The organism is Flavobacterium sp. GL_143 (assembly GCF_057834355.1).
In genome coordinates this window covers 5,082,443-5,107,884 of the sequence record NZ_CM174401.1, presented here as the reverse complement: position 1 = coordinate 5,107,884, position 25,442 = coordinate 5,082,443, and the positions used below count along the sequence as shown (strand labels likewise).

23 protein-coding genes are annotated in these 25,442 nt (G+C 32.4%); 9 read left to right on the top strand and 14 right to left on the bottom strand.

The features are described 5' to 3' along the window. Positions 1–2: 2 nt before the first annotated feature. From AC3IPI_RS21515 to AC3IPI_RS21500, 4 genes are read left to right on the top strand one after another with little or no spacing between them, the layout of a single operon-like run. Positions 3–944 carry a cbb3-type cytochrome c oxidase N-terminal domain-containing protein gene (locus AC3IPI_RS21515; RefSeq protein ID WP_489155627.1) on the top strand — a complete coding sequence of 314 codons (942 nt, stop codon included), beginning with the start codon at positions 3–5 and terminating at the stop codon, positions 942–944. A 4-nt stretch (positions 945–948) separates the two neighbouring features. Further along, positions 949–2,367 carry a cytochrome c oxidase accessory protein CcoG gene (gene ccoG, locus AC3IPI_RS21510; protein WP_086895258.1) on the top strand — a complete coding sequence of 473 codons (1,419 nt, stop codon included), beginning with the start codon at positions 949–951 and terminating at the stop codon, positions 2,365–2,367. A 14-nt stretch (positions 2,368–2,381) separates the two neighbouring features. Beyond that, entirely contained in the window at positions 2,382–2,831 is a 450-nt protein-coding gene (locus tag AC3IPI_RS21505) for a FixH family protein (RefSeq protein ID WP_489155625.1), read from the top strand. A 36-nt stretch (positions 2,832–2,867) separates the two neighbouring features. Continuing rightward, positions 2,868–3,569 carry a sulfite exporter TauE/SafE family protein gene (locus AC3IPI_RS21500; RefSeq protein WP_489155623.1) on the top strand — a complete coding sequence of 234 codons (702 nt, stop codon included), beginning with the start codon at positions 2,868–2,870 and terminating at the stop codon, positions 3,567–3,569. 12 nt (positions 3,570–3,581) lie between these two features. On the opposite strand, the gene hemN is transcribed toward AC3IPI_RS21500, so the two are convergent. The 6 genes from hemN to lpxD form a co-directional block, all read right to left on the bottom strand. Next, positions 3,582–4,946, bottom strand: coding sequence for an oxygen-independent coproporphyrinogen III oxidase (gene hemN / locus AC3IPI_RS21495; protein WP_489155621.1), 1,365 nt, complete (start codon positions 4,944–4,946; stop codon positions 3,582–3,584). 118 nt (positions 4,947–5,064) lie between these two features. Next, on the bottom strand, positions 5,065–5,538 hold the full coding sequence (locus AC3IPI_RS21490; protein WP_039115078.1) for a hypothetical protein: 474 nt from the start codon (positions 5,536–5,538) through the stop codon (positions 5,065–5,067). A gap of 115 nt (positions 5,539–5,653) precedes the next feature. Then, positions 5,654–6,007 carry a hypothetical protein gene (locus tag AC3IPI_RS21485; protein WP_039115077.1) on the bottom strand — a complete coding sequence of 118 codons (354 nt, stop codon included), beginning with the start codon at positions 6,005–6,007 and terminating at the stop codon, positions 5,654–5,656. An 89-nt stretch (positions 6,008–6,096) separates the two neighbouring features. Next, positions 6,097–6,519, bottom strand: coding sequence for a DoxX family protein (locus AC3IPI_RS21480; protein ID WP_489155618.1), 423 nt, complete (start codon positions 6,517–6,519; stop codon positions 6,097–6,099). Positions 6,520–6,634: 115 nt separating this feature from the next. Continuing rightward, positions 6,635–8,263 carry an acyl-CoA carboxylase subunit beta gene (locus AC3IPI_RS21475; RefSeq protein ID WP_039115071.1) on the bottom strand — a complete coding sequence of 543 codons (1,629 nt, stop codon included), beginning with the start codon at positions 8,261–8,263 and terminating at the stop codon, positions 6,635–6,637. Between the two features lie 170 nt (positions 8,264–8,433). Next, positions 8,434–9,432 (bottom strand): UDP-3-O-(3-hydroxymyristoyl)glucosamine N-acyltransferase, encoded by a 999-nt coding sequence (gene lpxD, locus AC3IPI_RS21470; protein WP_039115069.1) that lies wholly within the window; start codon positions 9,430–9,432, stop codon positions 8,434–8,436. 307 nt (positions 9,433–9,739) lie between these two features. Here lpxD and AC3IPI_RS21465 point away from each other — a divergent pair, with 307 nt between their 5' ends. After that, a complete protein-coding gene (locus AC3IPI_RS21465) occupies positions 9,740–10,672 on the top strand; it encodes a phospholipase A (protein ID WP_489155615.1) in 933 nt (310 codons plus the stop codon). 47 nt (positions 10,673–10,719) lie between these two features. On the opposite strand, the gene prfB is transcribed toward AC3IPI_RS21465, so the two are convergent. Beyond that, positions 10,720–11,821, bottom strand: a protein-coding gene (prfB, locus tag AC3IPI_RS21460; RefSeq protein WP_117590113.1) for a peptide chain release factor 2 whose coding sequence is annotated in 2 segments (ribosomal slippage) — positions 10,720–11,757 and positions 11,759–11,821 — 1,101 coding nt in all. Because the reading frame shifts where the segments join, the coding sequence is not laid out codon by codon here. A gap of 439 nt (positions 11,822–12,260) precedes the next feature. On the opposite strand from prfB, the gene AC3IPI_RS21455 reads away from it, so the two are divergent. Then, positions 12,261–13,280 carry a threonine aldolase family protein gene (locus tag AC3IPI_RS21455; RefSeq protein WP_039115063.1) on the top strand — a complete coding sequence of 340 codons (1,020 nt, stop codon included), beginning with the start codon at positions 12,261–12,263 and terminating at the stop codon, positions 13,278–13,280. A 221-nt stretch (positions 13,281–13,501) separates the two neighbouring features. On the opposite strand, the gene AC3IPI_RS21450 is transcribed toward AC3IPI_RS21455, so the two are convergent. Next, entirely contained in the window at positions 13,502–13,822 is a 321-nt protein-coding gene (locus AC3IPI_RS21450; RefSeq protein ID WP_039115062.1) for a YbaB/EbfC family nucleoid-associated protein, read from the bottom strand. A 137-nt stretch (positions 13,823–13,959) separates the two neighbouring features. On the opposite strand from AC3IPI_RS21450, the gene AC3IPI_RS21445 reads away from it, so the two are divergent. Then, positions 13,960–16,020 (top strand): S9 family peptidase, encoded by a 2,061-nt coding sequence (locus AC3IPI_RS21445; protein ID WP_086895264.1) that lies wholly within the window; start codon positions 13,960–13,962, stop codon positions 16,018–16,020. A gap of 71 nt (positions 16,021–16,091) precedes the next feature. Further along, entirely contained in the window at positions 16,092–17,132 is a 1,041-nt protein-coding gene (gene capA / locus AC3IPI_RS21440; protein WP_039115060.1) for a cysteate synthase, read from the top strand. Positions 17,133–17,308: 176 nt separating this feature from the next. Here the strand turns inward: capA and AC3IPI_RS21435 are convergent, their stop codons facing one another. The 6 genes from AC3IPI_RS21435 to gcvT all read right to left on the bottom strand — a co-directional run bounded on the left by AC3IPI_RS21435 (position 17,309) and on the right by gcvT (position 24,162). Beyond that, positions 17,309–18,001: a hypothetical protein gene (locus tag AC3IPI_RS21435; RefSeq protein WP_489155611.1), complete on the bottom strand. Its 693-nt coding sequence runs from the start codon at positions 17,999–18,001 to the stop codon at positions 17,309–17,311. Continuing rightward, positions 17,998–18,954 carry a hypothetical protein gene (locus AC3IPI_RS21430; protein WP_489155609.1) on the bottom strand — a complete coding sequence of 319 codons (957 nt, stop codon included), beginning with the start codon at positions 18,952–18,954 and terminating at the stop codon, positions 17,998–18,000. The genes AC3IPI_RS21435 and AC3IPI_RS21430 overlap by 4 nt, the downstream gene beginning before the upstream one ends. 360 nt (positions 18,955–19,314) lie before the next feature. Beyond that, entirely contained in the window at positions 19,315–19,551 is a 237-nt protein-coding gene (locus AC3IPI_RS21425) for a hypothetical protein (protein WP_489155606.1), read from the bottom strand. Positions 19,552–20,023: 472 nt separating this feature from the next. Further along, positions 20,024–20,737 carry a YebC/PmpR family DNA-binding transcriptional regulator gene (locus AC3IPI_RS21420; protein WP_035621292.1) on the bottom strand — a complete coding sequence of 238 codons (714 nt, stop codon included), beginning with the start codon at positions 20,735–20,737 and terminating at the stop codon, positions 20,024–20,026. 222 nt (positions 20,738–20,959) lie between these two features. Further along, the gene (locus AC3IPI_RS21415) at positions 20,960–22,990 is read right to left on the bottom strand and encodes a S41 family peptidase (protein ID WP_489155603.1); all 2,031 of its coding nucleotides are present in this window, start codon (positions 22,988–22,990) and stop codon (positions 20,960–20,962) included. 89 nt (positions 22,991–23,079) lie between these two features. Next, positions 23,080–24,162 (bottom strand): glycine cleavage system aminomethyltransferase GcvT, encoded by a 1,083-nt coding sequence (gcvT, locus tag AC3IPI_RS21410; protein ID WP_039119580.1) that lies wholly within the window; start codon positions 24,160–24,162, stop codon positions 23,080–23,082. Positions 24,163–24,395: 233 nt separating this feature from the next. Between gcvT and AC3IPI_RS21405 the strand changes: the two genes are divergently transcribed. After that, positions 24,396–25,241 carry an NAD(P)H-hydrate dehydratase gene (locus AC3IPI_RS21405; protein WP_489155601.1) on the top strand — a complete coding sequence of 282 codons (846 nt, stop codon included), beginning with the start codon at positions 24,396–24,398 and terminating at the stop codon, positions 25,239–25,241. The last annotated feature ends 201 nt before the right edge of the window (positions 25,242–25,442 follow it).

Genomic DNA, 25,442 nt, shown 5'->3' with positions numbered 1-25,442 from the left:
AAATGAAAAAATTAATTCCAGTATATGTACGATTACCACTAATTTTCTTCATCGTTTTTGGTGCAATGGAATATTTTATAGACTCAGGTGATAGGCCAGCATTTATAAAATACCCAATGGTTTCTGTCTTCTTGTTTGTATTTCTTTTCCTTTTAATAGCAATAGAAATTACTGTAAGTGCAATAGATAGCATAACATATAGTTTGCTAACAGATGAACAAAAGGCTAAGCTTGAAATTGATAGCAAGTTGAGTTTAAAAGAAAGAGCCTGGTATAAAAATTTGATGCAAAAATTAACAAAGACAGAACCGATGGAAACGGAAGGAACTTTGTTATTGAATCACGATTATGATGGTATCAAAGAGTTAGATAATAACTTACCGCCATGGTGGATTTATTTATTCTACATTACTATTGTTTTTGCCGTAGTTTATATGGCACGTTACGAGTTGTTTGGTGCAGATAACCAAGAAATGGAGTTGCAAAAGGAAATGGCTCAAGCTAAGATAGATGTTGATGAGTATCTTAAAACTGCTCCGGATTTAATGGATGAGAAAACGGTTACCTTGCTAACAGATGCTGCTGATATTGCTGCAGGAAAAGAAATATTCACGACCAATTGTGCTGCTTGTCACAGAGCTGATGGAGGAGGGCAAATTGGACCAAACTTAACCGATGATCATTGGATCTTAGGGGGAGGAATAAAAGAAATTTTCCATACAGTAACTAATGGAGGACGTGACGGAAAAGGGATGATAGCATGGAAAGGAACGTTAAAGCCGAAAGAGATACAAAAAGTATCGAGTTACATCTTATCATTAAAAGGTAGTAATCCTAAAGATCCGAAAGAACCAGAAGGAGATATTTGGATAGATAAAGATGCACCCAAAACAGACGCAGCAGTAGTTGCAACACAAACAGACACTACACAAGTTAAAAAATAATACAATGTCAAATTTACCAGACGAAGCTTTTAGAGATACCATTGGAACGATTGATGAAGGAGGTAACAGAAAATTTATTTTTCCTAAAAAACCGTCTGGTAAGTTTTACGAATACAGGAAATGGGTTAGTTATGTTTTACTAGCTATTTTAGTTGCAAATCCATTTATAAAAGTAAATGGAAATCAATTTATGATGTTCAATATATTAGAACGTCGTTTTAATATATTTGGATTCCCTTTTTGGCCTCAGGATTTTTACCTTTTTGTAATTTCGATGCTGGTAGGTATCGTATTTATACTATTGTTCACGGTCGTATTCGGTCGTATTTTCTGCGGATGGATTTGTCCACAAACTATTTTTCTAGAACTCGTTTTCCGTCGAATCGAATATTGGATTGATGGAGATAGAGGAGCTCAAACCCGATTAGCAAAACAAGAGTGGAATGGAGAGAAAATTAGAAAGCGCTTAACAAAATGGTTCATTTTTTTTGTGATTTCTTTTTTAATAGCCAATGTTTTTTTAGCTTATTTGGTGGGAAGTGATCAATTATTTTTAATGATTGAGGAAGGACCAATTAAACAGTCCAGTAACTTTATTGCATTATTGATATTTACAGCAGTTTTCTATTTTGTATTTGTATGGTTTCGTGAGCAAGTATGTATTATAGCTTGTCCATACGGAAGATTACAAGGTGTACTTTTGGATAATAAATCCATTAATGTCGCTTATGATTTTGTACGAGGAGAAAAAGAATTAGGTAGAGCTAAATATAATAAACAAGAAGATAGAGCAGCAACAGGAAAAGGAGATTGTATCGACTGTAAACAATGTGTACATGTTTGCCCAATGGGAATCGATATAAGAAACGGAACTCAACTAGAATGTACTAATTGTACGGCTTGTATTGATGAGTGTGATACTATAATGGAAAATGTTGGTTTACCAAAAGGACTTATTCGATATGCATCTGAAGATGAAATAGAGAAAAAAGAACCTTTTAAGTTTACTGCAAGAATGAAAGGTTATACAGCAGTATTGATTATCTTGCTTGGAATTTTTGTTGGAATGCTATTTTTAAGAAATGATGTTCAAGCTATAGTTTTACGTTTACCAGGACAACTTTTTCAACATAAAGGAGATAAGATAAGTAATATTTATACGTACAAAATAGTCAATAAAACAATGAATGATTTTACAGACATTCATTTTGGTTTAATTGATCAAAAGGGAACTATAAAAAACGTTGGAAATCAAAAATTTAAAGTTCCAAAACAAGGGATATCACAAGGAACTCTCTTTATAGAAATTGATAAAGCACTTTTAGAGGGTGACAAAACCAAGGTTCAAATAGGAGTTTATAATGGAGATAAGTTAATCGAAACAACATCAACAAACTTTTTAGGGCCAAGAAGTTTTAATTAAAAAAAAACAATATTATGAAAATTAACTGGGGAACAGCAATTGTAATTGCATTCGGATTGTTTATGACTTTCATTTTATACTTTGTTTTTAAAGTACAATCAGATAGTAAATATGATAATGATTTGGTTGTAGAAGAGTATTATAAGCATGATTCACATTTTGGAGAAGAAATGGAGCGTGTTCAAAATGCGCATGATTTAAAACAAAAACCAACAATTATTACGATGAAAGATGGAGTAAAAATTGTTTTTCCAAATACTTTTGAAAGTAAAAAAATTAAAGGGGAAGTATTAATGTACCGCCCATCAAATAAAAAACTAGATTTTAATACAGCAATAGCCTTAACAAATTCTGAATTATTGATTCCTCAAAAGAAATTGATAAAAGGACGTTGGGATGTTAATATGGAATGGCAATATAATGGTAAACAGTATTTAACCAAAGAAGTTGTTTATATTAACTAAAAAGATTTTTGCATAATTATCTAAATATAGAAAACAATGCTCTATTCTGCTTTTATATTCGGTTTAATCAGTAGTTTTCATTGTATTGGTATGTGTGGTCCTATTGCTATGATGTTGCCAGTAGATAAGCATAATCAAGTAAAAAAAGCACTACAGGTTACAGTTTACCACTTAGGAAGATTAACTGCATATGGAACGATAGGATTAGTTTTTGGATTATTAGGAAAAGGTTTTTTCCTGGCAGGAATCCAGCAAAAACTATCTATTCTTATCGGTGTGATTATGATAATAGTAGTTTTAACACCCGAAAACATATTTGCCAGGTATAATTTTTCAAAACCTATTTACAGACTTATCTCAAGAATAAAGTCGAACCTAGGAAAACATTTTAGAAACAAAAGTTACAAGTCTCTTTTTATTATAGGAATGCTCAATGGTTTTTTACCATGCGGAATGGTATATGTGGCTTTATTTGGTGCGATTGCAATGCAAAGTGCCGAGTTTGGTGTTCTATATATGGTTTTGTTTGGACTAGGAACAGTTCCTTTAATGACCAGTGTAGTATATTTTAATTCCTTTTTAACGCAATCTACTCGAAATAAATTTCAAAAAGTAATTCCTTATGTTGCTATTTTTATTGGAGTATTGTTTATTTTGAGAGGATTAGGATTGGGGATTCCATATCTTTCTCCATCTAATATGAGCTTATTTATACAAGAAACTCCTAATTGTCATTAGGAGTTTTTTTTATTAAATAGTCATTGAGAATAAACTTGTTTCAGGAGCTTTTCTTTTTAAATGTAAATCAAAAGCCATACAGATATTGCGTACAAAAGGTTTACCAGTTTCAGTAACCTTTATTGTTTCATTTGTAATAGTAAGTAATCCATCATTCTCCATTTCTTTTAACTGAATTAGAATTTCAGGTATTTCTTTAAAGTAATTACTTTCTTCGCTCCATGTTGTTTCAAAATTGCACATCAAGTTTAAGATGTGTTTTCTAATAATAAGGTCCTCTTCGGTAAGTATATGCCCTTTTACAACAGGAAGTTTGTCCCATTCTAATAATTGATAGTAGTCTTCTATGCTTTTTACATTTTGAGCAAAACTATACCAGCTATCGCTTATAGATGAAACTCCCAAGCCAATCATTAATTGTGTTTTAGATGCACTATATCCCATAAAATTACGATGTAATTTACCGTCTTTAAAAGCAGTATATAAATGGTCAGATTTTAGGGCAAAATGATCCATACCAATTTCATGATATTCGTTTTTATATAATAATTGTTTTCCAATTTCATATAATTTTCTTTTTTCGGCATCTTTAGGAACGTTTTCATCACTAAATCCTCTTTGTCCGTTACCTTTAATCCAAGGAACATGGGCATAGCTATAAAAAGCAAGACGGTCAGGTTGTAATGAATTTGTTTTTTCTATTGTGTCAATTATGTCTTCAACTTTCTGAAAAGGTAAACCAAAAATTAAATCATGACTTATAGAGGTATAACCAATTTCTTTAGCCCAAAAAGTTACTTTGGCAACATTATGAAAAGACTGCTCGCGATGAATTGCTTTTTGTACTTTTTGAGAATAGTCCTGAACACCATAGCTAACTCTTCGGAAACCTAAATTATAAAGCTTTTGTAAATGCTCATAAGTTGTATTGTTAGGATGACCTTCAAAGCTAAATTCGTGTTCTTTGGCTTTATCAGCATAAGAAAAAATACCGTTTATTAAATCTTCAAGATTCTTAGGGGAGAAGAAAGTAGGTGTTCCGCCCCCCAGATGAATCTCTTTTATTATTGGTCTTTCGTTAAGAAGTTTGCAGTATATACTCCATTCTTTAATTACTGCTTCTATATATGGATTCTCTACATCATGATTTTTTGTAATTCGCTTATTGCAACCACAAAAAGTACACATGCTTTCGCAAAAAGGCAAATGAATATATAGACTAATTCCGTCTTTTTGATTGCTTTCGGCAAATGATCTCTGTAGAGATTCAATCCAAAGTTGATAAGTAAAATCATTTTCATTCCAATATGGAACCGTTGGATAGCTAGTGTATCTTGGTCCTGGAACATTATATTTTTGTATCAACGAATTTTTCATAGCACATTATTTAAGCGAAATCAAAATTAATTAGAATACAAAGAGATTAAAATGATAATTATCATAATGTAATCCAAAAAAAAGAGGCTCATGAAGAACCTCTTTAGCGAATTAAGAACTAACTAGAAATACAATCTTGGATGATTTGCACCCATTTTTTACCTAATTGTTGATCTTCATGCAAGCAAACTTGCCTTATTTGATCGTCTTCAATGTTGTAAAATGGAATTACAATTTTTTGTCCTGATATCTTGTCTTGAAACTCAAAATCAACTTTTACGATAGTATCGTCTACTTCGGTAGTAGGAACTAATCGACAAGATTTTACATGATTTAAATCTATAAATGAAGCTTCTTCTTTTCCTTTATTAAAGTTCATTACTAAAAAGCCTTTGTTTTTTTTATCTATAGTTAGAATTCTTTTGTTTTGTGATTCTGTTAAATCAAAATCAAAAGCTCCATTTAGGCTATGTTTTTCTTTTATTGCTTTGATTTTTGCTTTGTTTAACGAATTAGAACGTAAAGAAAAATAAAGAGGTAATAGTGTGATTATGGCAAGTGCAATGCCTATTATAGTTACAGATGTATCCATTATTGTTTGTATTTAAGATTTAATTATATAACATGAAATAATAAACCGAATGCAGTTTGCAAACCGGTTGTAGTAGAAGAAACTAATCTTCTGTAGCTAGAATCATGTGATTAAATCACCAGAAATAATGGAAAGGGTAGAGCAATATTGAAATTTTTTTGCTCTGATTTAAAGTTTGATTTGCAAAATTGGATATACTTCTTTGAATTTTGCAATCTGGGATTACAATTAAAAAAGTATCAAACCATTTGTTAAGAGTAGGACTCGGATAGTTTGTTTTTACATCGGCTACAACATGAAATCCAGCTTGTGGTTGTATAAAAGCTGAAGTATGGATGCTGTCGTGGGTGAAATTCGAATCTGTTTTTTGAGGTTGAATTACGTCAATAGCAACTTTGTCTGCATTATAAGCAGATAAAAAGAGCATTAAAAGCCCAACAAATACGATGGTCTTACGAATCCAATTCATGCTGCAAATTTAAATCATAAAAGGCAATTTATATGCCCTTTTAGGAAAAAAAACGCATAACATAAGACAAATGTTGTTGTTTTAATGTGTTATTGTTGTATTTTAAAATAATAATCGGCAGAATGTTTTCCACTGCCGTAAAAAAAGAAAAATAAACAAACAATAAAGACACAAATTGCTAATAGTAAATTTTGAGAATGCATTTCGCCCATAAAATTTACTAAAATTGCTCCTAATAAGATTGGTAATTGTGCACCAATTGCCCATCGGGTAAGCAATCCAAAAACAATCATGATACCTCCAATCATGTGTGCTGGTGCTATGTAATGTAAAAGGAACATTCCGCCACCAAATTTATCAATTGGAGATATTAAATCATGTAAGTATTGGATGTTTGTTACGAAGAAAACACCTTTCATAAATAAAAATACACCCAAAGCAATACGTAATAAATCTACAGGTAAATAAGTGTGCGCATTTGCCCATTTATTTAAATTTTTTACATTTTCCATGATATTATGTTATTTAAAATAATAGTACTAAGTTACTAATTTTTAACGACATAGTTATTTCTTGGACTGCAAAATTGATTTGGGTAATTTTATCTTTTTGAGAATTAAAATGTGTTTATACCTGAATAACGCCTAGATTAAATGGTTTTAAAATAGGAGCGTGGTTCGCTGCTTCAATCCCCATAGAAATCCATGTTCGGGTATCTAGAGGGTCGATAATAGCATCTGTCCATAATCGGGAAGCTGCATAATATGGAGAAACTTGTTCATCGTAACGCGCTTTTATTTTTGCAAATAATTCAGCTTCTTTGGCTTCGTCTACAATTTCTCCTTTTGATTTTAAAGAAGAAGCTTCGATTTGTGCCAATACTTTTGCTGCTTGAGTTCCGCCCATTACTGCCAGTTCGGCACTTGGCCATGCAAATATTAGTCTTGGATCGTAGGCTTTACCACACATAGCATAGTTTCCTGCACCATATGAATTACCAACGATAACGGTAAATTTTGGTACTACTGAATTACTTACGGCATTTACCATTTTGGCACCATCTTTTATAATTCCTCCATGTTCAGATTTAGATCCTACCATGAAACCAGTAACATCTTGTACAAAAACTAGTGGAATTTTTTTCTGATTACAATTAGCAATAAAACGAGTTGCTTTATCTGCGCTATCTGAGTAAATAACTCCACCAAATTGCATTTCGCCTTTGGCTGTTTTTACTACTTTTCTTTGATTGGCTACAATTCCTACTGCCCAACCATCTATTCGGGCATAACCTGTAATTAATGATTGACCATAACCTTCTTTATAGGCTTCAAATTCCGAATTATCAACCATACGCTTGATGATTTCCATCATATCGTATTGCTCATTTCGGGCTTTTGGCAAAATACCATAAATTTCTTTTGGATCTAAAGCTGGTTTTTCTGCTTTAATGCGGTTGTAACCCGCTTTATCATAATCACCAATTTTATCTACAATGTTTTTTATTTTATCTAATGCGTCTTTATCGTCTTTGGCTTTATAATCCGTAACACCCGAAATTTCGCAGTGAGTTGTTGCTCCACCCAGAGTTTCATTGTCGATTGTTTCTCCAATAGCTGCTTTTACCAAATAACTTCCTGCAAGAAATATACTTCCTGTTTTATCTACAATCAATGCTTCATCGCTCATGATTGGCAAATAAGCTCCACCAGCGACACAACTACCCATTACAGCAGCGATTTGAGTTATACCCATACTGCTCATTATGGCATTGTTTCTAAAAATACGTCCGAAATGTTCTTTGTCTGGAAAGATTTCATCTTGCAACGGCAAATAAACTCCAGCACTATCTACAAGATATATAATAGGTAATCTGTTTTCCATTGCTATTTCTTGTGCGCGTAGATTTTTTTTGGCAGTAATAGGAAACCAGGCACCAGCTTTTACAGTAGCATCATTGGCAACAACTACACATTGTTTTCCTCGTACATAACCTATTTTTACAACAACACCGCCAGATGGGCAACCACCGTGTTCTGCATACATTCCTTCTCCAACAAAACCTCCAATTTCTATATTTTTTGAATTTTCATCAAGTAAATAATTAATTCGCTCTCTTGCTGTCATTTTACCTTCGGCATGAAGTTTTTCGATGCGTTTTTCGCCACCACCTAATTTTACTTTGGCAAATTTTTGTTTTAGTTCAGAAAGTAAGAGTTTATTGTGATCTTCGTTTTTATTGAAGTTTAAATCCATAATAATATAGTTTTTTAACAAAATAGTGTGTGCTAATTTACGAAATCGATCGAAATAAACAGTATAATTAATTTGTTTTAAAAAATGTAACTGTAAAGTGTTCAGAAACAGTTATAAGCAAAAAAAAACAGAAGCGAACTTCTGTTTTTTTATATATGAGGAATATTGTTTTATTTTTTAGAATCGCAAACTAATCGTTTTAAGATTGCCCATTGTTTTAAAGCATCACGAGCTTCTACAGCAGGATATCCTAACATAGTTTTGCCAGCAGGAATATCTCCGGTAACTCCAGATCCTGCACCAACAATTGCACCATCTCCAATAGTTGTATGGTCTTTTATCGAGGCACTACCACCAATGATAACTCCGTTTCCTAGTGTTACAGATCCGGCTAAACCACTATTTCCAGCCATGATACAAAACTTACCTAGTTTACTATTATGACCAATTTGAACTAAATTATCAATTTTACAGCCATCTCCAAGAACTGTAGAACTAAATTTACCACGGTCAACACATGAATTTGCTCCAATCTCAACTCCGTTTCCTATAATTACATTTCCGATTTGCGGAATTTTAACTAATCCTTTTTCACTACATGGACGAAATCCGAAACCGTCGGCTCCAATAGTTGCATTAGGATGTATGATACAGTCATTACCAATATGACAACGCTCACGGATTACTGTTCCTGACCAAATAATAGTATTTTTTCCGATAGTAGATTCATCAAGAATAGTCACATTTGGGTAAATAGTTACATTGTCTGCTAGTTTTACTTTTGGGCCTATATAGCATCCTGCACCAATACGAACGCCTTCGCCAATAATTGCAGACTCATCTACAACTGCTCTAACATGGATGTTATTATGGAATATAGGTGTAGGTGGGGCAAAAAGAGCTAAGATTTGTGACATTGCCAAATCAGCATTCTTTACTTTTATAAATGCACGGTTTTCTCCTGGTTCTATCGAAATATCTTCATTAACAACAGCTACGCTTGCTTTGGAGTCTTGCCAGTGTTTTTCGTATTTTTTATTTCCAATGAACGAAATTTCGGTATTGGTGGCTTTGTCTAATTGTTCAGTTGCGGTAATGTTCTGTGAAGTATTACCATAAATAACACCATTAATTACTTCATTCAGCTCTTGGATAGAATAGGATTTCATTTATTGTTTTATAGTTTTAGGGGGTTAGCGGTATTTTTTGCCAAATAAAATCAATTAGTATTTAATTACCTAATTATATTTTGATGTATTTTAATAAAAAGATATAATAACAATTCTATTATTATAAAAACGTTATTAAATCTATTAAATTGTTAACAGTTTTTTGATTTGCTAACTTTAATGGTTCTTTTTTGGTTTATCTAGAGATTAGTACTGATATATGGGAAATCGTATATAAATAGAGCACGAATGATATAATATTTTAATGTAAAAATGTAAGTGTAATGGTTCTTTAAACAGTATTTTTATGATAAAATTTAACCAAACAGTCATGAAAATATTTTCTATAAAAAACATACTTTTTTTCCTGTTATTTAATTCCTTATTTGCTTATTCTCAGGTTAAAGACTTGTTTAGTAAGCCTAATAAACTTCATACAATATCCGAGAGATGGGAGTTAACTCCTGAGTCATCTAACGGAACATTTTTAATAACGCCATATAAGTCTATTTATATTTTGCCTGCTAATTGGTATAGTTCGCCAAATGAGCAACCATACTCAGGAAATGGTAAGCCCGAATATGTTGCACCACCAGGAACGAACTATAATAATATTGAAACTAAATTTCAGCTTAGTTTTAAAACAAAAATATTTCACAATCTGCTTTTTGGAAAAGGCGATTTATGGGTTGGATATACGCAAGCATCGCAATGGCAGATTTATAACGAGAGTTTGTCAAGGCCATTTAGAGAAATTAATTATGAGCCAGAAGTTATTTTTAATTACCCACTTAACTTTAATATTTTAGGGTTTAATATGCGAATGGCTGGTGTTGCATTTAATCATGAATCAAATGGTAAAGGTTTGCCTTTTTCCAGAAGTTGGAACAGGATTATATTTCATTTAGGATTTGACCGTGATAATTGGAGTGTTTATGTGAGGCCTTGGCTAAGGCTTCGTTCGGAAAAAGATGATAACCCGGATATTGCTCAATATATAGGTCGTGGAGATATAAATATTATTTATACTAACAATAAGAGCATTTTTACTTTTACAGGAAGTAATAATTTAAATTTTGATAGAAATAGGGGGAATGCCGCATTCTCGTGGTCATATCCAATTGCAGGAAATTTAAAAGGATTTCTTTTGGTTTCGCACGGGTACGGAGAAACTCTAATTGATTATAATAATTTGCAAACTACAGTAGGTGTTGGTGTTTCTTTAGTTGGGCCACTATAGTAAAAGAAAAACCCAGCAAAAATGCTGGGTTAACTATTCGTTTGAGATTAAGATTCTTCTTCTTTTTGTCCCATCATCATTAAGAATGCTTTAAGGAAAGGGTCGATTTCACCATTCATTACGCCATCGACATCGCTGGTTTCATAACCTGTACGAACATCTTTGACTAATTTATACGGTTGCATCACATAGTTTCTAATTTGTGATCCCCATTCTATCTTCATTTTTCCAGCTTCGATATCGGCACGTTGTGCTTGCTGTTTCTTTAATTCGATTTCGTATAACTGAGATCGTAACATTTGCATGGCACGTTGTCTGTTGTCTTGTTGAGATCTTGTTTCAGAACATTGAATTTGAATTCCTGTTGGTTTGTGGACCAATTGTACTTTGGTTTCAACCTTATTTACGTTTTGCCCTCCTGCGCCACTAGAACGAGAAGTTGTAATTTCAATATCGGCAGGATTAATATCAATTTCGATACTATCATCGACAAGCGGATAAACGTAAACAGATGCAAATGAGGTATGACGCTTAGCATTACTATCAAAAGGGGAAATTCGAACTAAACGATGTACGCCGTTTTCTCCTTTTAAATAACCAAAAGAATAATCTCCTTCAAACTCTAAAGTAACGGTTTTGATACCTGCAACCTCACCAGCCTGAAAGTTAAGTTCTTTTATTTTGTAGCCATAACTTTCGCCCCACATCATATACATACGCATAAGCATTCCTGCCCAATCGCAACTTTCGGTTCCTCCGGCGCCAGCAGTAATTTGTACTACGGCACTTAAGCTATCACCTTCGTCTGAAAGCATGTTTTTAAACTCGATATTTTCGATATGTAATTGCGCAGCTTTATAATGCTCGTCTAATTCTTCAGCCGAAAGCCCTCCTTCTCTGTAAAAATCATAGGCAATTTGCAACTCATCAGTAAGTTCGATGGCTTTGTTATAATCTTCGATCCATTTTTTCTTGTTTCTTAGATTTTTTACAATAATCTCGGCTTCTTTTGCATTGTTCCAGAAATCAGGTGCAAAAGTCTTTTCTTCTTCGTTGGCGATTTCAATTAATTTGGCATCAACGTCAAAGATACCTCCTCAACGCACCAAGGCGCTCCACAATACCTTTTATTTGTTCGGTAGTTGTCATAAATTAATAGTAGTTTTATATTTTATAAATAGTACGCTAATTCGGTTTTATGTTACTTATAGATTAGATTTTACAGAAAAGTGTTTTTAAAAAAAACTATTAGTAAATACGTAATTATGCTGGACAAAAATAAGATATAGTTTTTAGAATATGGAAATAAATTTCATTGGAGAAAAAAGAATACTAAAAGTTTATATTATAGCGTAATAGCACAAATAATAATGAAAAATATAACTTACGTGAATATGTTTTTTAAAATTAGTTAGCCGATTTTAAAATTTATTTAAAACTATTAATGTGTGTTTATATGTTTTTTATAAATAATACGTTAATTTGGTTCTGATGTTATTTACAAGTTAAATTTTACTAAAACTTGCTTAAAATAACTATTAGTAATACGTAATTTTGTTGTGTAAAATTAAGATACAGTTTTTAGAATATGGAAATAAATTTAATTAGCGATACCATTACCAAACCTAGTATTGAAATGTTGCAATACATGTTCAATGCTAAAGTAGGAGATGATGTTTACAAGCAAGACCCGACGGTTATTGAACTTGAAGCTGGAGTAGCAGAAATGTTCGGTATGGAAGCAGGGTTATTTTTTCCATCTGGAACCATGGCAAATCAAACCGCAATAAAATTACATACACAACCAGGAGAGCAATTAATTGCCGATAAATATGCACACGTTTTTCATTATGAAGGAGGAGGAGCTTCGTTTAATAGCGGTGTTTCTTGTTGTTTATTAGATGGGCATCGTGGTATGATTACCGCCGAGCAGGTTGCAGCAGCAATTAATGACCCTGAGTTTTATCATAGTCCATTAACGAGTTTAGTATGTGTAGAAAATACTACTAATAAAGGTGGAGGGGCATGTTATGAACTTGAAGATTTAAGGAAGATAAAACAAGTTTGTGATGCTAATAATTTGAAATTCCACTTAGATGGAGCCAGAATTTGGAATGCTTTAGTTGCAAAAAGACAAGATCCGAAAGAATTTGGAAAAATATTCGATACCATTTCGGTTTGTTTCTCAAAAGGATTGGGTGCTCCAATTGGTTCTATGTTATTAGGAACTAAAGCCGATATAAAAAGAGCATTAAGAATCCGAAAAATGTTGGGAGGAGGAATGCGTCAGGTTGGTTATTTGGCGGCAGCTGCAATTTTTTCCTTAGAAAATAACTTAGAAAGATTGGCAGAAGATCATAGAAGAGCCAAAGAAATCGAAGCGGTTTTGCTAACAAAACATTGGGTTGCTTCAGTAGAACCTGTAGAGACGAATATTCTAATTTTCTCATTGCAGCCAAACTTCAGTGATCAGCTTTTGATAGAAAAATTAAAACAAAAAAATATTTCGATAAGTTCAATGGGTAACGGAAAACTTAGGATTGTTACGCATCTTGATTATAGACAAGTAATGCATACATATGTTTTAGAAACGCTTCAGAAGTTTTAAAAAAAAAGGTTTAAGAAAGGTACAGAGAAACAAAGGTTCAGAGGTTCAAAGTTTACTAATTAGTGTAAATATTTGAGTCTTTGAGCTTTTTTTATTTATTTAAAAGATTATCTATTTTGCAATAGCATAAATTTTTAAAAGTCTTAGAAATAAAAAAGGTTCAAAGTTTACTAATGATGTAAAACCTTTGAACCTTTGTAGCTTTTTTGAACCTTTGTACCTTACTTAAACAAATCATCCATTCCAGGAATCATTGGCATATCCATTTTTGCGACAGCATCAAGCTCGGTTTGGTTAACATCTGTAGCTTTTTCTATTGCTTTATTTAATGTTACAATCAGGTAATCTTCTAATTGCTCTTTATCTTCTAATAAAGAATCAGCAATTGTAATTGATTTTATTTTTCGGTTAGCTGTCAAAGTAACTTTTAATAATCCATCAGCACTTTGTTCATCTATTAAAACCGTATCTAATCGTTTCTTTGTATCTTCAATTTTTTGTTGGGTTTCTTTAAGCTTTCCCATCATTCCCATTAAATCCATTTTCGGTTGTTTTTAAATTATAGAACGAAATTACTAATTCAAATTTAAATTCAAGTGTTAATTAGATAAAAAAGCATTTAGTTACCCGTTCGTTTATGTTATTTTTGTACTTTCATTTTAAAATTAAAATCCAAAAAATGCCAAATAAAATTGCTGCCCCCATAGCTAAAGAAATTCCTAAGTCATTAAAGAAACATAAAGAAGTTAGAATTGATAATTATTTTTGGCTGAATGATAGAGAAAATCCTGAAGTTATTGACTATCTAAATCAAGAGAATGCTTACTACGAAAGTATGACAGCGCATACTAAAGATCTACAGAAAGCATTATATGAGGAGATGAAAGCCAGGATTAAGGAAGATGATGAGTCGGTTCCTTATTTTTATAATGGATATTTTTATATTACTCGTTTTGAAACGGGCAAAGATTACCCAATTTATTCTCGTAAAAAAGGAAGTTTAACTGCCGATGAAGAAATCTTATTTAATTGTAATGAGTTATCAGTAGGACATAATTACTTTAAATTAGGCGGATTGAGTATAAGTCCTGATAATAAATTTGTATCTTTTGCGCAGGATTTAGTTGGAAGAAGAATCTATACCATTCAGATTAAAAACTTAGAAACTGGCGAAATTCTTTCGGATAAAATCGAAAATGCAACAGGAAGTTCAGTTTGGGCAAATGATAACAAAACTATGTTTTATACGAAACAAGATGAGGTTACATTGCGTGCTGATAAAGTTTTTAAACATAAATTAAATACAGATTCTATAAATGATGTTTTGGTTTTTGAAGAAACGGATGATACTTTTAATGTTTCTGTAGGTAAAGAGAAATCCCGTAAATATATTGTAATTAGTTCAGGAAGTACACTTACTACCGAATATAGAACACTAAATTCTGATAATCCAGATGGAGAGTTTGTTGTTTTTCAGCCTCGTGTTCGTGGTTTAGAATACAGTATTTCGCATTTTGAGGACCATTTTTATATTCTGACCAATAAAGATAAGGCGACGAACTTTAAGTTGATGAAAACGCCTGAAAATGCTACTGGAAAGAAAAACTGGAAAGATCTTATTCCGCATAGAGAAGATGTTTTATTAGAAGACATTGAAATTTTCAAGAATTATTTAGTTGTAGAGGAGCGTTCGAATGGGTTAAACCACATCCGAATCATGCCTTGGAATGGGGAACCAGATTATTATTTGCCTTTTGGCAGTGAGACCTACAGTGCTTATACCACAACAAATATCGATTTTGACACGGATATTTTACGTTATGGTTACCAATCGTTAGCAACACCATCTTCGGTTATCGATTTTAATATGAAAACGAAAACCAAAGAAATCCTAAAAGAACAACAAGTTCTAGGAGGGAAGTTTGATAAGGATAACTACATCGAAGAACGTATTTGGGCTACTGCTACAGATGGTGTAAAAGTGCCAATTTCTATGGTTTACCGTAAAGGATTGGAGAAAAATGGTAAAAACCCGTTATTACTTTATGCATACGGATCATACGGAATTACAATGGATACTTATTTTTCTTCAACACGATTATCATTACTAGATAGAGGTTTTGTTTTTGCAATAGCACATATTCGTGGAGGAGAAGATTTAGGAAGACAATGGTATGAAGATGGGAAATTATTGAAAAAGAAGAATACTTTTACAGATTTTATAGATTGCTCTAAACACGTAATTGAGCAAAAATATACTTCACCAGAACACTTATATGCCGAAGGAGGCTCTGCTGGCGGGCTTTTAATGGGTGTTATTGTAAATTGGGCACCCGAATTATATAACGGTGTAATTGCTCAAGTACCATTTGTAGATGTCATGACCACAATGTTAGATAGTAGTATTCCGTTAACTACTGGAGAGTATGATGAGTGGGGAAATCCCAATACAAAGAAATATTATGACTATATGTTGTCTTATTCACCATATGATAACATAAGTGCTCAAAAATACCCTAATATGTACATTTCTACTGGTTTACATGATTCTCAGGTGCAATATTGGGAACCTGCTAAATGGGTAGCTAAATTAAGAAATAAAAAAACTAATAATAATTTATTATTCCTTCATACAAACATGGATGCGGGTCATGGCGGTGCTTCCGGGCGTTTTGAAGCCCTAAAGGAACTTGCCAAAGAGTTTAGTTTTTTATTAGATTTAGAGAAAATTAAAAGGTAATTAGAATTTTTTTGTTAAATTTGCAACCTGTCGAGGTTAATTTAAAAATACCCTCGATTAACTATTTTTTTATGAAAGAAGAAATAACTGCTTACAACAACGTTTTAGAACTAATAGGCAATACACCGCTTATTAAACTAAATAAAATCACTGAAGAGTTAGAAGGCAATTTCTACGCAAAGGTAGAAGCTTTTAATCCGGGACATTCCTCAAAAGATAGAATCGCATTATATATTATTGAAGAGGCCGAAAAGAAAGGAATTTTATCTCCAGGAGATACAATTATAGAAACTACTTCGGGCAATACAGGTTTTAGCTTAGCAATGGTAAGCATTATAAAAGGATATAATTGCATTCTAGCTGTTAGCTCAAAATCATCCAAAGACAAAATCGATATGTTACGAAGTCTAGGAGCCAAAGTATACGTTTGCCCAGCGCACGTTTCTGCAGATGATGAGCGTTCTTATTATAATGTTGCCAAGAGACTACATGAAGAGACCAAAGGTTCGGTTTATATTAATCAATATTTTAATCAATTAAATGTTGATGCACATTATAACACTACAGGACCAGAAATTTGGGAACAAACCAAAGGTCAGATTACACACCTTGTAGCCTGTAGCGGAACTGGAGGAACAATCTCGGGAACTGCAAAATACTTAAAGGAACAAAACCCAAACATTCGAATTCTAGGAGTTGATGCTTTTGGATCGGTATTAAAAAAATACCACGAAACAAGAGAATTCGATAATAAAGAAATTTATCCATACCGTATAGAAGGTTTAGGTAAAAATCTTATCCCTTCGGCTACAGACTTTGATATCATCGATAAATTTATAAAAGTTACCGATGAAGAAAGCGCTCACTCAGCCAGAGAAATTACCAGAAAAGAAGGTTTATTTGTAGGATATACATCTGGAGCGGTAATGCAAGCGATCAAACAATATGCAGAAGAAGGTGAGTTTACAAAAGACAGCAATATAATTGCAATATTTCCTGATCACGGTTCACGTTACATGAGTAAAGTATTTAGTGATGACTGGATGAATGAACAAGGTTTCTTTGACAGTGTCAATGAAGAAGAAGTTCAAAAAATTGAATTTGTAAAATAGATAAAATATTATTTTAGATATATAGAAAAACTCCAGAGATATCTCTGGAGTTTTTTGTGTTTTAAGGGGTAGTTGAGAGTTGGGTTGTTTTTTTAATTTTACAGTTTGTACCACAATTAGAATAACGGTATAATTACCGTGCATTTGGTGTGTTTTATGTTTTATTGTGGTGTGGTTCAGATATTGTAGATTGGATTTAGAGTTTCTAATTTCATTTTTAGTTTTTCATAATAAGGTATCCAACTTTCATATCCAACTTCACTAAACTTTAAATTCATTTTTTTTATTTTACTTTCAAAATTTTGATCATTACATAATTTAGATATAATTAAACCTCTAAAATATGCATCTAGGCTTCCTGATAAAATCCCTTGATCTTTGTGATTCCAATTTAAACCTTCATTTTCTAATCTATCCATTTCAGTTAAAATATTTGGCAAATAACTATATTTTTCAATGAATTTTTCACCATCAGTTTCTAAATAATTAATCATCCAATCAGTAAAAAAAAACAATTGTTCTTCTGTTTCTACGTCGTAGCCTATACCGCGAAAATATTCTGCTGGCATTGTTGTAATTTTATCGTCAACTGTGATTAAAAAATATTTCTTATTATCTAAAAATGAATAATCTTGATTTGGCTTCTTTATTTCAAACATTACATCCTCTACCGCATTTAGAGTTATTTGTATTTTTGAAAAATCAATTTGGCCCATATCTTTAAAATTTAAAAAGAATGAAATGACTTTCTCTTTTTCTTTTAAAACAAATGTCGGATCTAATCCAGTTTTTACCAAGTAAAAATTTTGAGACTTTAATGTTTCTAATATTTTTTTAAAAACAAAATCTTTTTTTTCTATTTTTTTCATTTTATGTTAGTTATTTTGTTGATTGTAACATTGGCAATATTATCTGTTCCGGCATCAGATATTTTAAAAATTTTGTCTTTAGTTATTTTTAAGGGACCTTCATTCACTCCCAATCCAGGTACACCATATTTAATTTTCATACTTTCCTGTCCATTAATTATTGCTCCAAATCCTTCTTTTTGTCTTTTAGTAAAAGCAGTACCTGATGAAAGTTTATTTTCAATTATAATCGTGTCAGTAATTATGCCATCTGCATTTTTCTTGATTAGCATCACATCAGCTCTCATAAAACCTCCTGTAGTTTCAAGAGGAACTTCACTTAACAGATCATAGAGTTTTAGTTCTTCGGTTGTTAATCCAAGCGTTTGTGCTAAGTCAGTAAATAATTTTCCAGATTTTAGTTTTATTGCATTTGTGATGTTTTTACTTAATCTATTCCCTAAAGCTACGACTTCTCCAAAATTAGATAATTTTGAACTTCTGTTAATCCAAAGTTCTAATTTTTCTTTTGATGCTGATTTGGTCAATTCTCCAATCTCATCTGCAAAATCTTCATAATCAGCTTTAGTAAAATTGTTTTTATGTCCGACTATTGCTTCAGAATATTGTTTGTCTGAATTTAGTAATGTGATAAAATCAGAATCGCAGTCATCAAGAAATTTACTAAGGGTTTCGCCAGCTTTATTATCTGTTAATTTTGCAATGAATTGTTGTGCTTCAGGAGTTAATTTTTCAAATTTCTTAAGATATGTTGTGTTTTTTAAGACATAATTGCTTCCTCCATCATACAAGCGTTTATAGGTTCCCATACCATCTTCGCTCTCACCTATAAATTTTTTAAAATCTGCACTTCCAGTTTCAAAGTCTTTTTGGAATTGAATATACCAGCATTGTGCTTGAATACTACAAATGCTTAATAAGTTTATTAATATAAAAATAAATATTTTTTTCATTTCGTTTATTATTGATTACATAAAATTGTTAATGGATTTTTCTTTCTATATTTTGTCCATCCTTTTATTAATTCAGAATCTTCTTTTTGTAGTGCTTTTATAAGTTCTTCACTGGCATTAGCAAAATCATCGTTAAATTGTTTTCGTAAATTTGCAGGTACTCGATTCGAGATTAAATTGATCTGGTCTGTAAAACTTCCTGGAATTTTTGTTTGATTTTCAATATTCTCTTTATATAATTCCTGTAAAATATTTATTATCTGAGGAAGGTAAATTGTTTGTAAAAACTAATTTACTTTTATTAGGATAGTATTTTATTGATTCTTCGTTCATTACTTATTTAAAATAAAGTTTATGTCTTTAGTTGAGTAGAAACAATTTATATTTATGCCTGTTTAGCCTATCATTGTCTCTACGAAGTCGGGATACTTTGCCAATCATTTTATCTGAGTTATCATTGTATGCAACATGTACTCCAACAATATATTTAATTATGTCTGGTAATTGATTTTGTTTAATTGCTTTATCAAGGAGGTTATTCTGTAAATTGAAATATTGCTTAAATTCCTGTTCTTCGTTAAATAATTCGTTATTCATTTAATGAGATAGATCTACTCGGCAAGCTACTAATGTAGTATTTAAAAAATCAATAAAATGTATATAGGGCATAATTAGTAATATCTTTAAAAGATTAAATTGACCTTTATCAGTAATGTATTTCCTGTCTTTGAATTCGATATAGAATCTTTTCCACAAATCTAGCGAACTTAGTTCAAAATTTTTGATTACTTCTACCCAAGTTTCACAATGCAAGCTAAATATTAAGCAGAATAGGCGTTGATATTAATGATTTGAGGCTAGAGTGTTTTTTTGTAGATAAATCAACAGGAGAGCTTTAAAAAGGTCTTAGATAGCGAGTATTGTTGAGGTTGTGAATGAAAATGTAATGAAACAATTGAATGTGTAGCTAATAGACAGAAAATAATGGCTAATAAATAGCTCTATATGTTCCGTAAACAAAAAAACTCCAGATTTCTCTGGAGTTTAGTATATAGTATAAAAGTAAAAATTACTCTTCTTTCATCGTATGATATACGTTCATAACGTCATCATCTTCTTCGATCTTTTCGATAAGTTTTTCTACATCAGCAATTTGAGCTTCAGTAAGTTCTTTCGTTATTTGTGGGATACGTTCAAAACCAGAAGATAAGATTTCAAGACCTCTATTTTCTAGTTCTTTTTGGATAGTTCCAAAACTTCCAAAAGGAGCATAGATTAAAATTCCGTCTTCATCTTCAAAAACCTCTTCAGCACCAAAATCGATTAATTCTAATTCCAATTCCTCAGGATCAAGATTACCTTTAGGGATTCGGAAATTACAAGTATGGTCAAACATAAATTCAACAGAACCTTGTGTTCCCATAGTTCCATTACATTTGTTAAAGTAACTACGAATATTGGCTACAGTACGATTATTGTTATCAGATGCGGTTTCTATTAATATTGCAATTCCGTGAGGAGCATAACCTTCAAATAAAATTTCTTTATAGTTGGCAGTATCTTTATTGCTGGCATTTTTTATAGCGCGCTCAACGTTGTCTTTAGGCATGTTGGCTGCTTTGGCATTTTGTATAACCGCTCTTAGTCTAGAGTTGGCATCCGGATTAGGACCACCTTCTTTAACGGCCATTACGATATCTTTACCAATACGGGTAAATGTTTTGGCCATTGCCGACCAACGTTTCATTTTTCTACCTTTTCTAAATTCAAACGCTCTTCCCATTGCTAATTTTTTATTTTGAGTTGCAAAAATACAGTTATTAGTTATTTTACAAAAACAAACACTATATTTTTTTTGGTGAAATGTAAACTGGTGACAGTAAAATGTAAATTGAGAATATATACTACATTGTAAGTAGTCAATAATTTCAGTATTCAGTTTTAAAATGGCACCAAATACTGAGACTAAACAGTGCCACTGAATACTGTAAACGGAGACCGAATACTAATTAGCTGCATTAAAATCATTAATAATATTTACAGCCTCATTTAAGTACGGATTAGTTTTAAGATTATTAATTTGATATTGATTCATAACTTTTTCGGTAGGATAAATACCTAGCAGAAATTGGTTAACGGTCGAATTATAAATCTCAAGTGGACTATTCTTGCTATTAAAAGCGTTTATTTCTTCCCACAAAATACTTTTTGATTTTTTCTGATTAAAAACAGCATCCAAAGTCATCGGAATTTCAGTTTGAGGAATATTAATAAGCTGGTCTATTTTTTGATTTATCTGGATAATATTATTAAAATAATCACTTGCAGCAACCCTAATACTACTATCATCTGCTAAGCTATTTATAAGACTTCTTTTTACATAAGGTCTAAATCTTAAAACAGGAACAATACTATCGTTTTTAATTGCCGTGGGGAAATTTTTCTCCTTCTGGATAATGTTTTCGTAAAACTCAGGAAGAACCACATCGGGAGTTATACCTATATATTGATGACTCTTTCCTGTTATTCTGTAAAATTTATTGATAGTTATTTTCAGGAAGTCGGTATTTTTTTTCTCATCCAGAGATTGTATAGTTTGCATTGTAGCTTTTCCTAGCGTAGTACTACCCAATAATAAAGCCCTGTTGTAATCCTGCATAATTGCAGCAAAGAACTCACTAGCCGAAGCCGTGTTGCCATTTACCAAAACCACAACAATACCTTTATAAAGCATACCTTTATAAGGATCATTTATAACCGATTGCTCCTTTTTATTATCAACCACAATCGAGATAGGGCCGCTATCTATAAACATTCCGGCTAGTTTTATGGCTTCCTCCATAGAGCCACCACCATTATCTATTAAATCGATAACCAGACCTTTAATATTATCTTTTTGTAGCTTAATAATTTCTTTCGCAGTATCATCTGCACAACCTTTTCCACTATTTCCTTCTAAATCGGCATAAAAACTAGGGATTTTTATATAACCAATCTTACTTTCTTTACCAATTATAAAGCTAAAAACAGAGTTCTCCTCATCCTTCATAATTTGTTTCTCTATGCTTACTTCAAAACTTTTTCCAGAATTTCTTTTAAGAGTCAGAACGATAGTTTTATTCAGCTCAGATAATATCATGGTCGAAATAGATTCAAGCGTGGCACACGAAACCTTTAAAGTTTCTTTTTGGTTAGAGATAGAGATAATTTGATCTCCCTTTTTTATCTGACCAGTTTTAAAAGCAGGACCATTAGGGTCTAATTCATCTACAATAATCTCATTTTTTTCATTCAAATTCACATTTAAACCCAGAGATAAATGCTCTTTGGATAAAGAAGCTACAAAACTAGATTTTGAATCATCGCTAAAATAGGCAGTATGAGGATCAAAATACGTACAGAAATAGTTATATAGTTTTTCTTGAGGATTTTTTCCCGTTTGCAAAAGCGTATTAATTCGACATATTTCGTTATCAAGAACAGTTTTTTTATGAATCGGTTCAAGAGAAGTGAAATTCGTTTTAAGCGAGTCCAGATTAGAACTTACTTCAGAGATTTCATCCAGAATTTCGTAGCGCATTTTTTTACGCCAAACCTTCTCGATTTCAGTTTCCTTCATATATACAGGAAAAGATTTTTTGTAAAACCGAATCGTATCTTTTGCAGAATAATCAATAGGCTGAGTCAGGATTTTTTCTAAGGCAGCTTTGTTTCTTATAAGACCATTACGATATTTAGTAACAATATCATTCAGGAAACTACAATCTTTATTCAAAATAAGATTGTCAATATTCAAGCGGTATTTTTTGGCAAGCGCATCGTATTCCGATTTCAGGAATATATTTCGGGAAGGGTCAAGGTCATCGATAAAGTTATCAAAAACAAAAACCGATAGACTATCATCTACCGGTTTTGGCTGAATATGCTCGCTTTGAATAAGCGCATTTATTTTAGTTAATATTTCACATGTAGAGTCACTATTTTGACCAAACAGAGAGAAACCAACAAGCAGAAATACTAATGAAAATTTTTTCATAAATCGGGTATCAACATTTAAACTAAAATTACGCTAATTTTTTTTATAAAAAGAGTATAATCTCACTAAAATATCGATGCCAGAAAGTATTATTTCTTATAGAAAGGAAGTTTTACCACTTTCGCAGGAACATCATTTTTTCTAATTCTAATAAAGATATCGCTATCTACAGCACTGTTTGAGATAGTTACGTATCCTAACCCAATACCAATACCCATAGATGGAGACATAGTTCCAGATGTTACCACCCCGATTACATTTCCTGAACCATCAACAATTTCATAATCTTGTCTAGGTACAGCACGTTCCTGCATCTCAAAACCAACAAGTTTTTTAGTAACACCAGCTTCTTTTTGTTTTTTCAGGTTCTCAGAGTTCGTAAAATCTTTAGTAAACTTTGTAATCCAACCCAATCCAGCTTCAAGAGGCGAAGTAGTATCGTTAATATCATTTCCGTATAAACAGAAACCCATTTCTAGACGCAACGTATCACGAGCCGCTAATCCTATTGGCTTAATACCAAAAGCAGCACCAGCTTCAAACACTTTATTCCAGATAAGTTCAACCTCATCATTTTTGCAATAAATCTCAAAACCACCAGAACCAGTATAACCCGTAGCCGAAATAATTACATTATCGATTCCTGCAAAAGTACCAATCTCAAAATGGTAATAAGGAATAGCCGATAAATCAACCGAAGTCAAACTTTGCATAGCCTCAACAGCTTTAGGCCCTTGTATTGCCAACAAAGAATAATCATCCGAAAGGTTTTTCATATCCACACCCAAATCATTGTGCGAAGAAATCCAATTCCAGTCCTTATCAATATTCGAAGCATTTACAACAAGTAAATACTCTTCATCTTTCATTTTATAAATAATCAAATCATCTACAATTCCGCCATCATTATTAGGTAAACAAGAATATTGAGCTCTACCAATAGTAAGCGTCGATGCATCATTCGAAGTTACTTTCTGAATCAAAGCCAAAGCATTTGGACCAGATAATAAAAATTCTCCCATGTGCGAAACGTCAAAAACGCCCACACTAGTACGAACCGTCTCGTGTTCAGCATTTACACCCTCGTATAAAATAGGCATATTATAACCAGCAAAAGGTAGCATTTTCGCTCCCAAACCCTCATGTATGTGCGTTAGCGCAGTATTTTTCATTGTGTATGTTTATAAAAGTTAATCGCAAATTTATTCAAAAAATGTTGTAAACAAGTACTCAAAATTATAAAAATCGCAAAAATTAGTAGCTGTTTCCTGCTATTCGCTATATCTTTATGTCCGCCGCGGCGGAACATAAAGGATGCCGCTATTATCAGGGCTAGAGCTTACCAGGTAATATTAATGATTTTTGAATCATGGTTTTTTGTAATTTTAATAAAAATACCCATTTCATGAAAATACCCATTCCCATAACCCAAGCCGATATTCACCAGATTTACAAGCCTATAGATCCCAAAACACACAAAGGAATACAAGGGCATGCAGCAATAATTGCAGGAAGTTATGGCAAGATTGGAGCAGCCGTTTTAGCATCCAAAGCCTGTATAAAATCAGGCTGCGGACTCGTAACGACACACATTCCAAAATGTGGCTACGAAATCCTCCAATCTACAATTCCCGAAGTTATGGTGGTAACCACAACACATGAAAAATACATATCCGAAATCATATTCGATATAAAACCACAAGCCATAGGAATAGGCCCAGGAATAGGGAAGGAGCCCAACACACAAAAAGCATTTTATGAGTTTTTAAAAACAAATAAAACTCCACTAGTTATCGATGCCGATGCACTAAATATCCTATCACAGAATAAAGGATGGTATGATTTGTTACAACCAGATACGATACTAACACCACATCCGAAAGAACTAGAACGCTTAATAGGAAATTGGACTTCAGACAGCGGAAAATTTGAAAAAACCATAGAATTCTCCAAACAATATAAAGTAATCATAGTCATAAAAGGTGCTCCAACACATATAGTAAATGGCGAATCGATTTATCAAAATACCACAGGAAATGCAGCATTGGCAACCGCAGGAAGCGGAGATGTCCTAACAGGAATAATCACAAGTTTACTGGCGCAAGGATATTTACCAATTCAAACTGCTCAATTAGGAGTTTACATACATGGTTTAACCGCCGATATTGCCTTACCCGAAACAGGATATCAGTCATTCATAGCATCCGATATCATTACAAATCTTGGAAAAGCATTTTTGACATTAGATTAGTTAGATTTTTAGACTTCTTAGAGGCAAGGCTTAAAGAATCAAGATTTTACGATTTAATGATTTATTGTATGTTACTCAGTTTGTCCTCCTGAGCGTCCCGAAACTTCGGGAGAAGAACCACAATATAATTTCGAAAAGATAAACACACGCAATGTAGAGACGCACCGCAGTGCGTGTCCCGTAATATATTCCACAAACTAA

Bases quoted from the DNA above. Each gene is read 5' to 3' on its own strand.
- AC3IPI_RS21515 (WP_489155627.1), top strand. From the start codon at position 3: ATGAAAAAATTAATTCCAGTATATGTACGATTACCACTAATTTTCTTC.
- ccoG (WP_086895258.1), top strand. From the start codon at position 949: ATGTCAAATTTACCAGACGAAGCTTTTAGAGATACCATTGGAACGATT.
- AC3IPI_RS21505 (WP_489155625.1), top strand. From the start codon at position 2,382: ATGAAAATTAACTGGGGAACAGCAATTGTAATTGCATTCGGATTGTTT.
- AC3IPI_RS21500 (WP_489155623.1), top strand. From the start codon at position 2,868: ATGCTCTATTCTGCTTTTATATTCGGTTTAATCAGTAGTTTTCATTGT.
- hemN (WP_489155621.1), bottom strand. From the start codon at position 4,946: ATGAAAAATTCGTTGATACAAAAATATAATGTTCCAGGACCAAGATAC.
- AC3IPI_RS21490 (WP_039115078.1), bottom strand. From the start codon at position 5,538: ATGGATACATCTGTAACTATAATAGGCATTGCACTTGCCATAATCACA.
- AC3IPI_RS21485 (WP_039115077.1), bottom strand. From the start codon at position 6,007: ATGAATTGGATTCGTAAGACCATCGTATTTGTTGGGCTTTTAATGCTC.
- AC3IPI_RS21480 (WP_489155618.1), bottom strand. From the start codon at position 6,519: ATGGAAAATGTAAAAAATTTAAATAAATGGGCAAATGCGCACACTTAT.
- AC3IPI_RS21475 (WP_039115071.1), bottom strand. From the start codon at position 8,263: ATGGATTTAAACTTCAATAAAAACGAAGATCACAATAAACTCTTACTT.
- lpxD (WP_039115069.1), bottom strand. From the start codon at position 9,432: ATGAAATCCTATTCTATCCAAGAGCTGAATGAAGTAATTAATGGTGTT.
- AC3IPI_RS21465 (WP_489155615.1), top strand. From the start codon at position 9,740: ATGATAAAATTTAACCAAACAGTCATGAAAATATTTTCTATAAAAAAC.
- AC3IPI_RS21455 (WP_039115063.1), top strand. From the start codon at position 12,261: ATGGAAATAAATTTAATTAGCGATACCATTACCAAACCTAGTATTGAA.
- AC3IPI_RS21450 (WP_039115062.1), bottom strand. From the start codon at position 13,822: ATGGATTTAATGGGAATGATGGGAAAGCTTAAAGAAACCCAACAAAAA.
- AC3IPI_RS21445 (WP_086895264.1), top strand. From the start codon at position 13,960: ATGCCAAATAAAATTGCTGCCCCCATAGCTAAAGAAATTCCTAAGTCA.
- capA (WP_039115060.1), top strand. From the start codon at position 16,092: ATGAAAGAAGAAATAACTGCTTACAACAACGTTTTAGAACTAATAGGC.
- AC3IPI_RS21435 (WP_489155611.1), bottom strand. From the start codon at position 18,001: ATGAAAAAAATAGAAAAAAAAGATTTTGTTTTTAAAAAAATATTAGAA.
- AC3IPI_RS21430 (WP_489155609.1), bottom strand. From the start codon at position 18,954: ATGAAAAAAATATTTATTTTTATATTAATAAACTTATTAAGCATTTGT.
- AC3IPI_RS21425 (WP_489155606.1), bottom strand. From the start codon at position 19,551: ATGAATAACGAATTATTTAACGAAGAACAGGAATTTAAGCAATATTTC.
- AC3IPI_RS21420 (WP_035621292.1), bottom strand. From the start codon at position 20,737: ATGGGAAGAGCGTTTGAATTTAGAAAAGGTAGAAAAATGAAACGTTGG.
- AC3IPI_RS21415 (WP_489155603.1), bottom strand. From the start codon at position 22,990: ATGAAAAAATTTTCATTAGTATTTCTGCTTGTTGGTTTCTCTCTGTTT.
- gcvT (WP_039119580.1), bottom strand. From the start codon at position 24,162: ATGAAAAATACTGCGCTAACGCACATACATGAGGGTTTGGGAGCGAAA.
- AC3IPI_RS21405 (WP_489155601.1), top strand. From the start codon at position 24,396: ATGAAAATACCCATTCCCATAACCCAAGCCGATATTCACCAGATTTAC.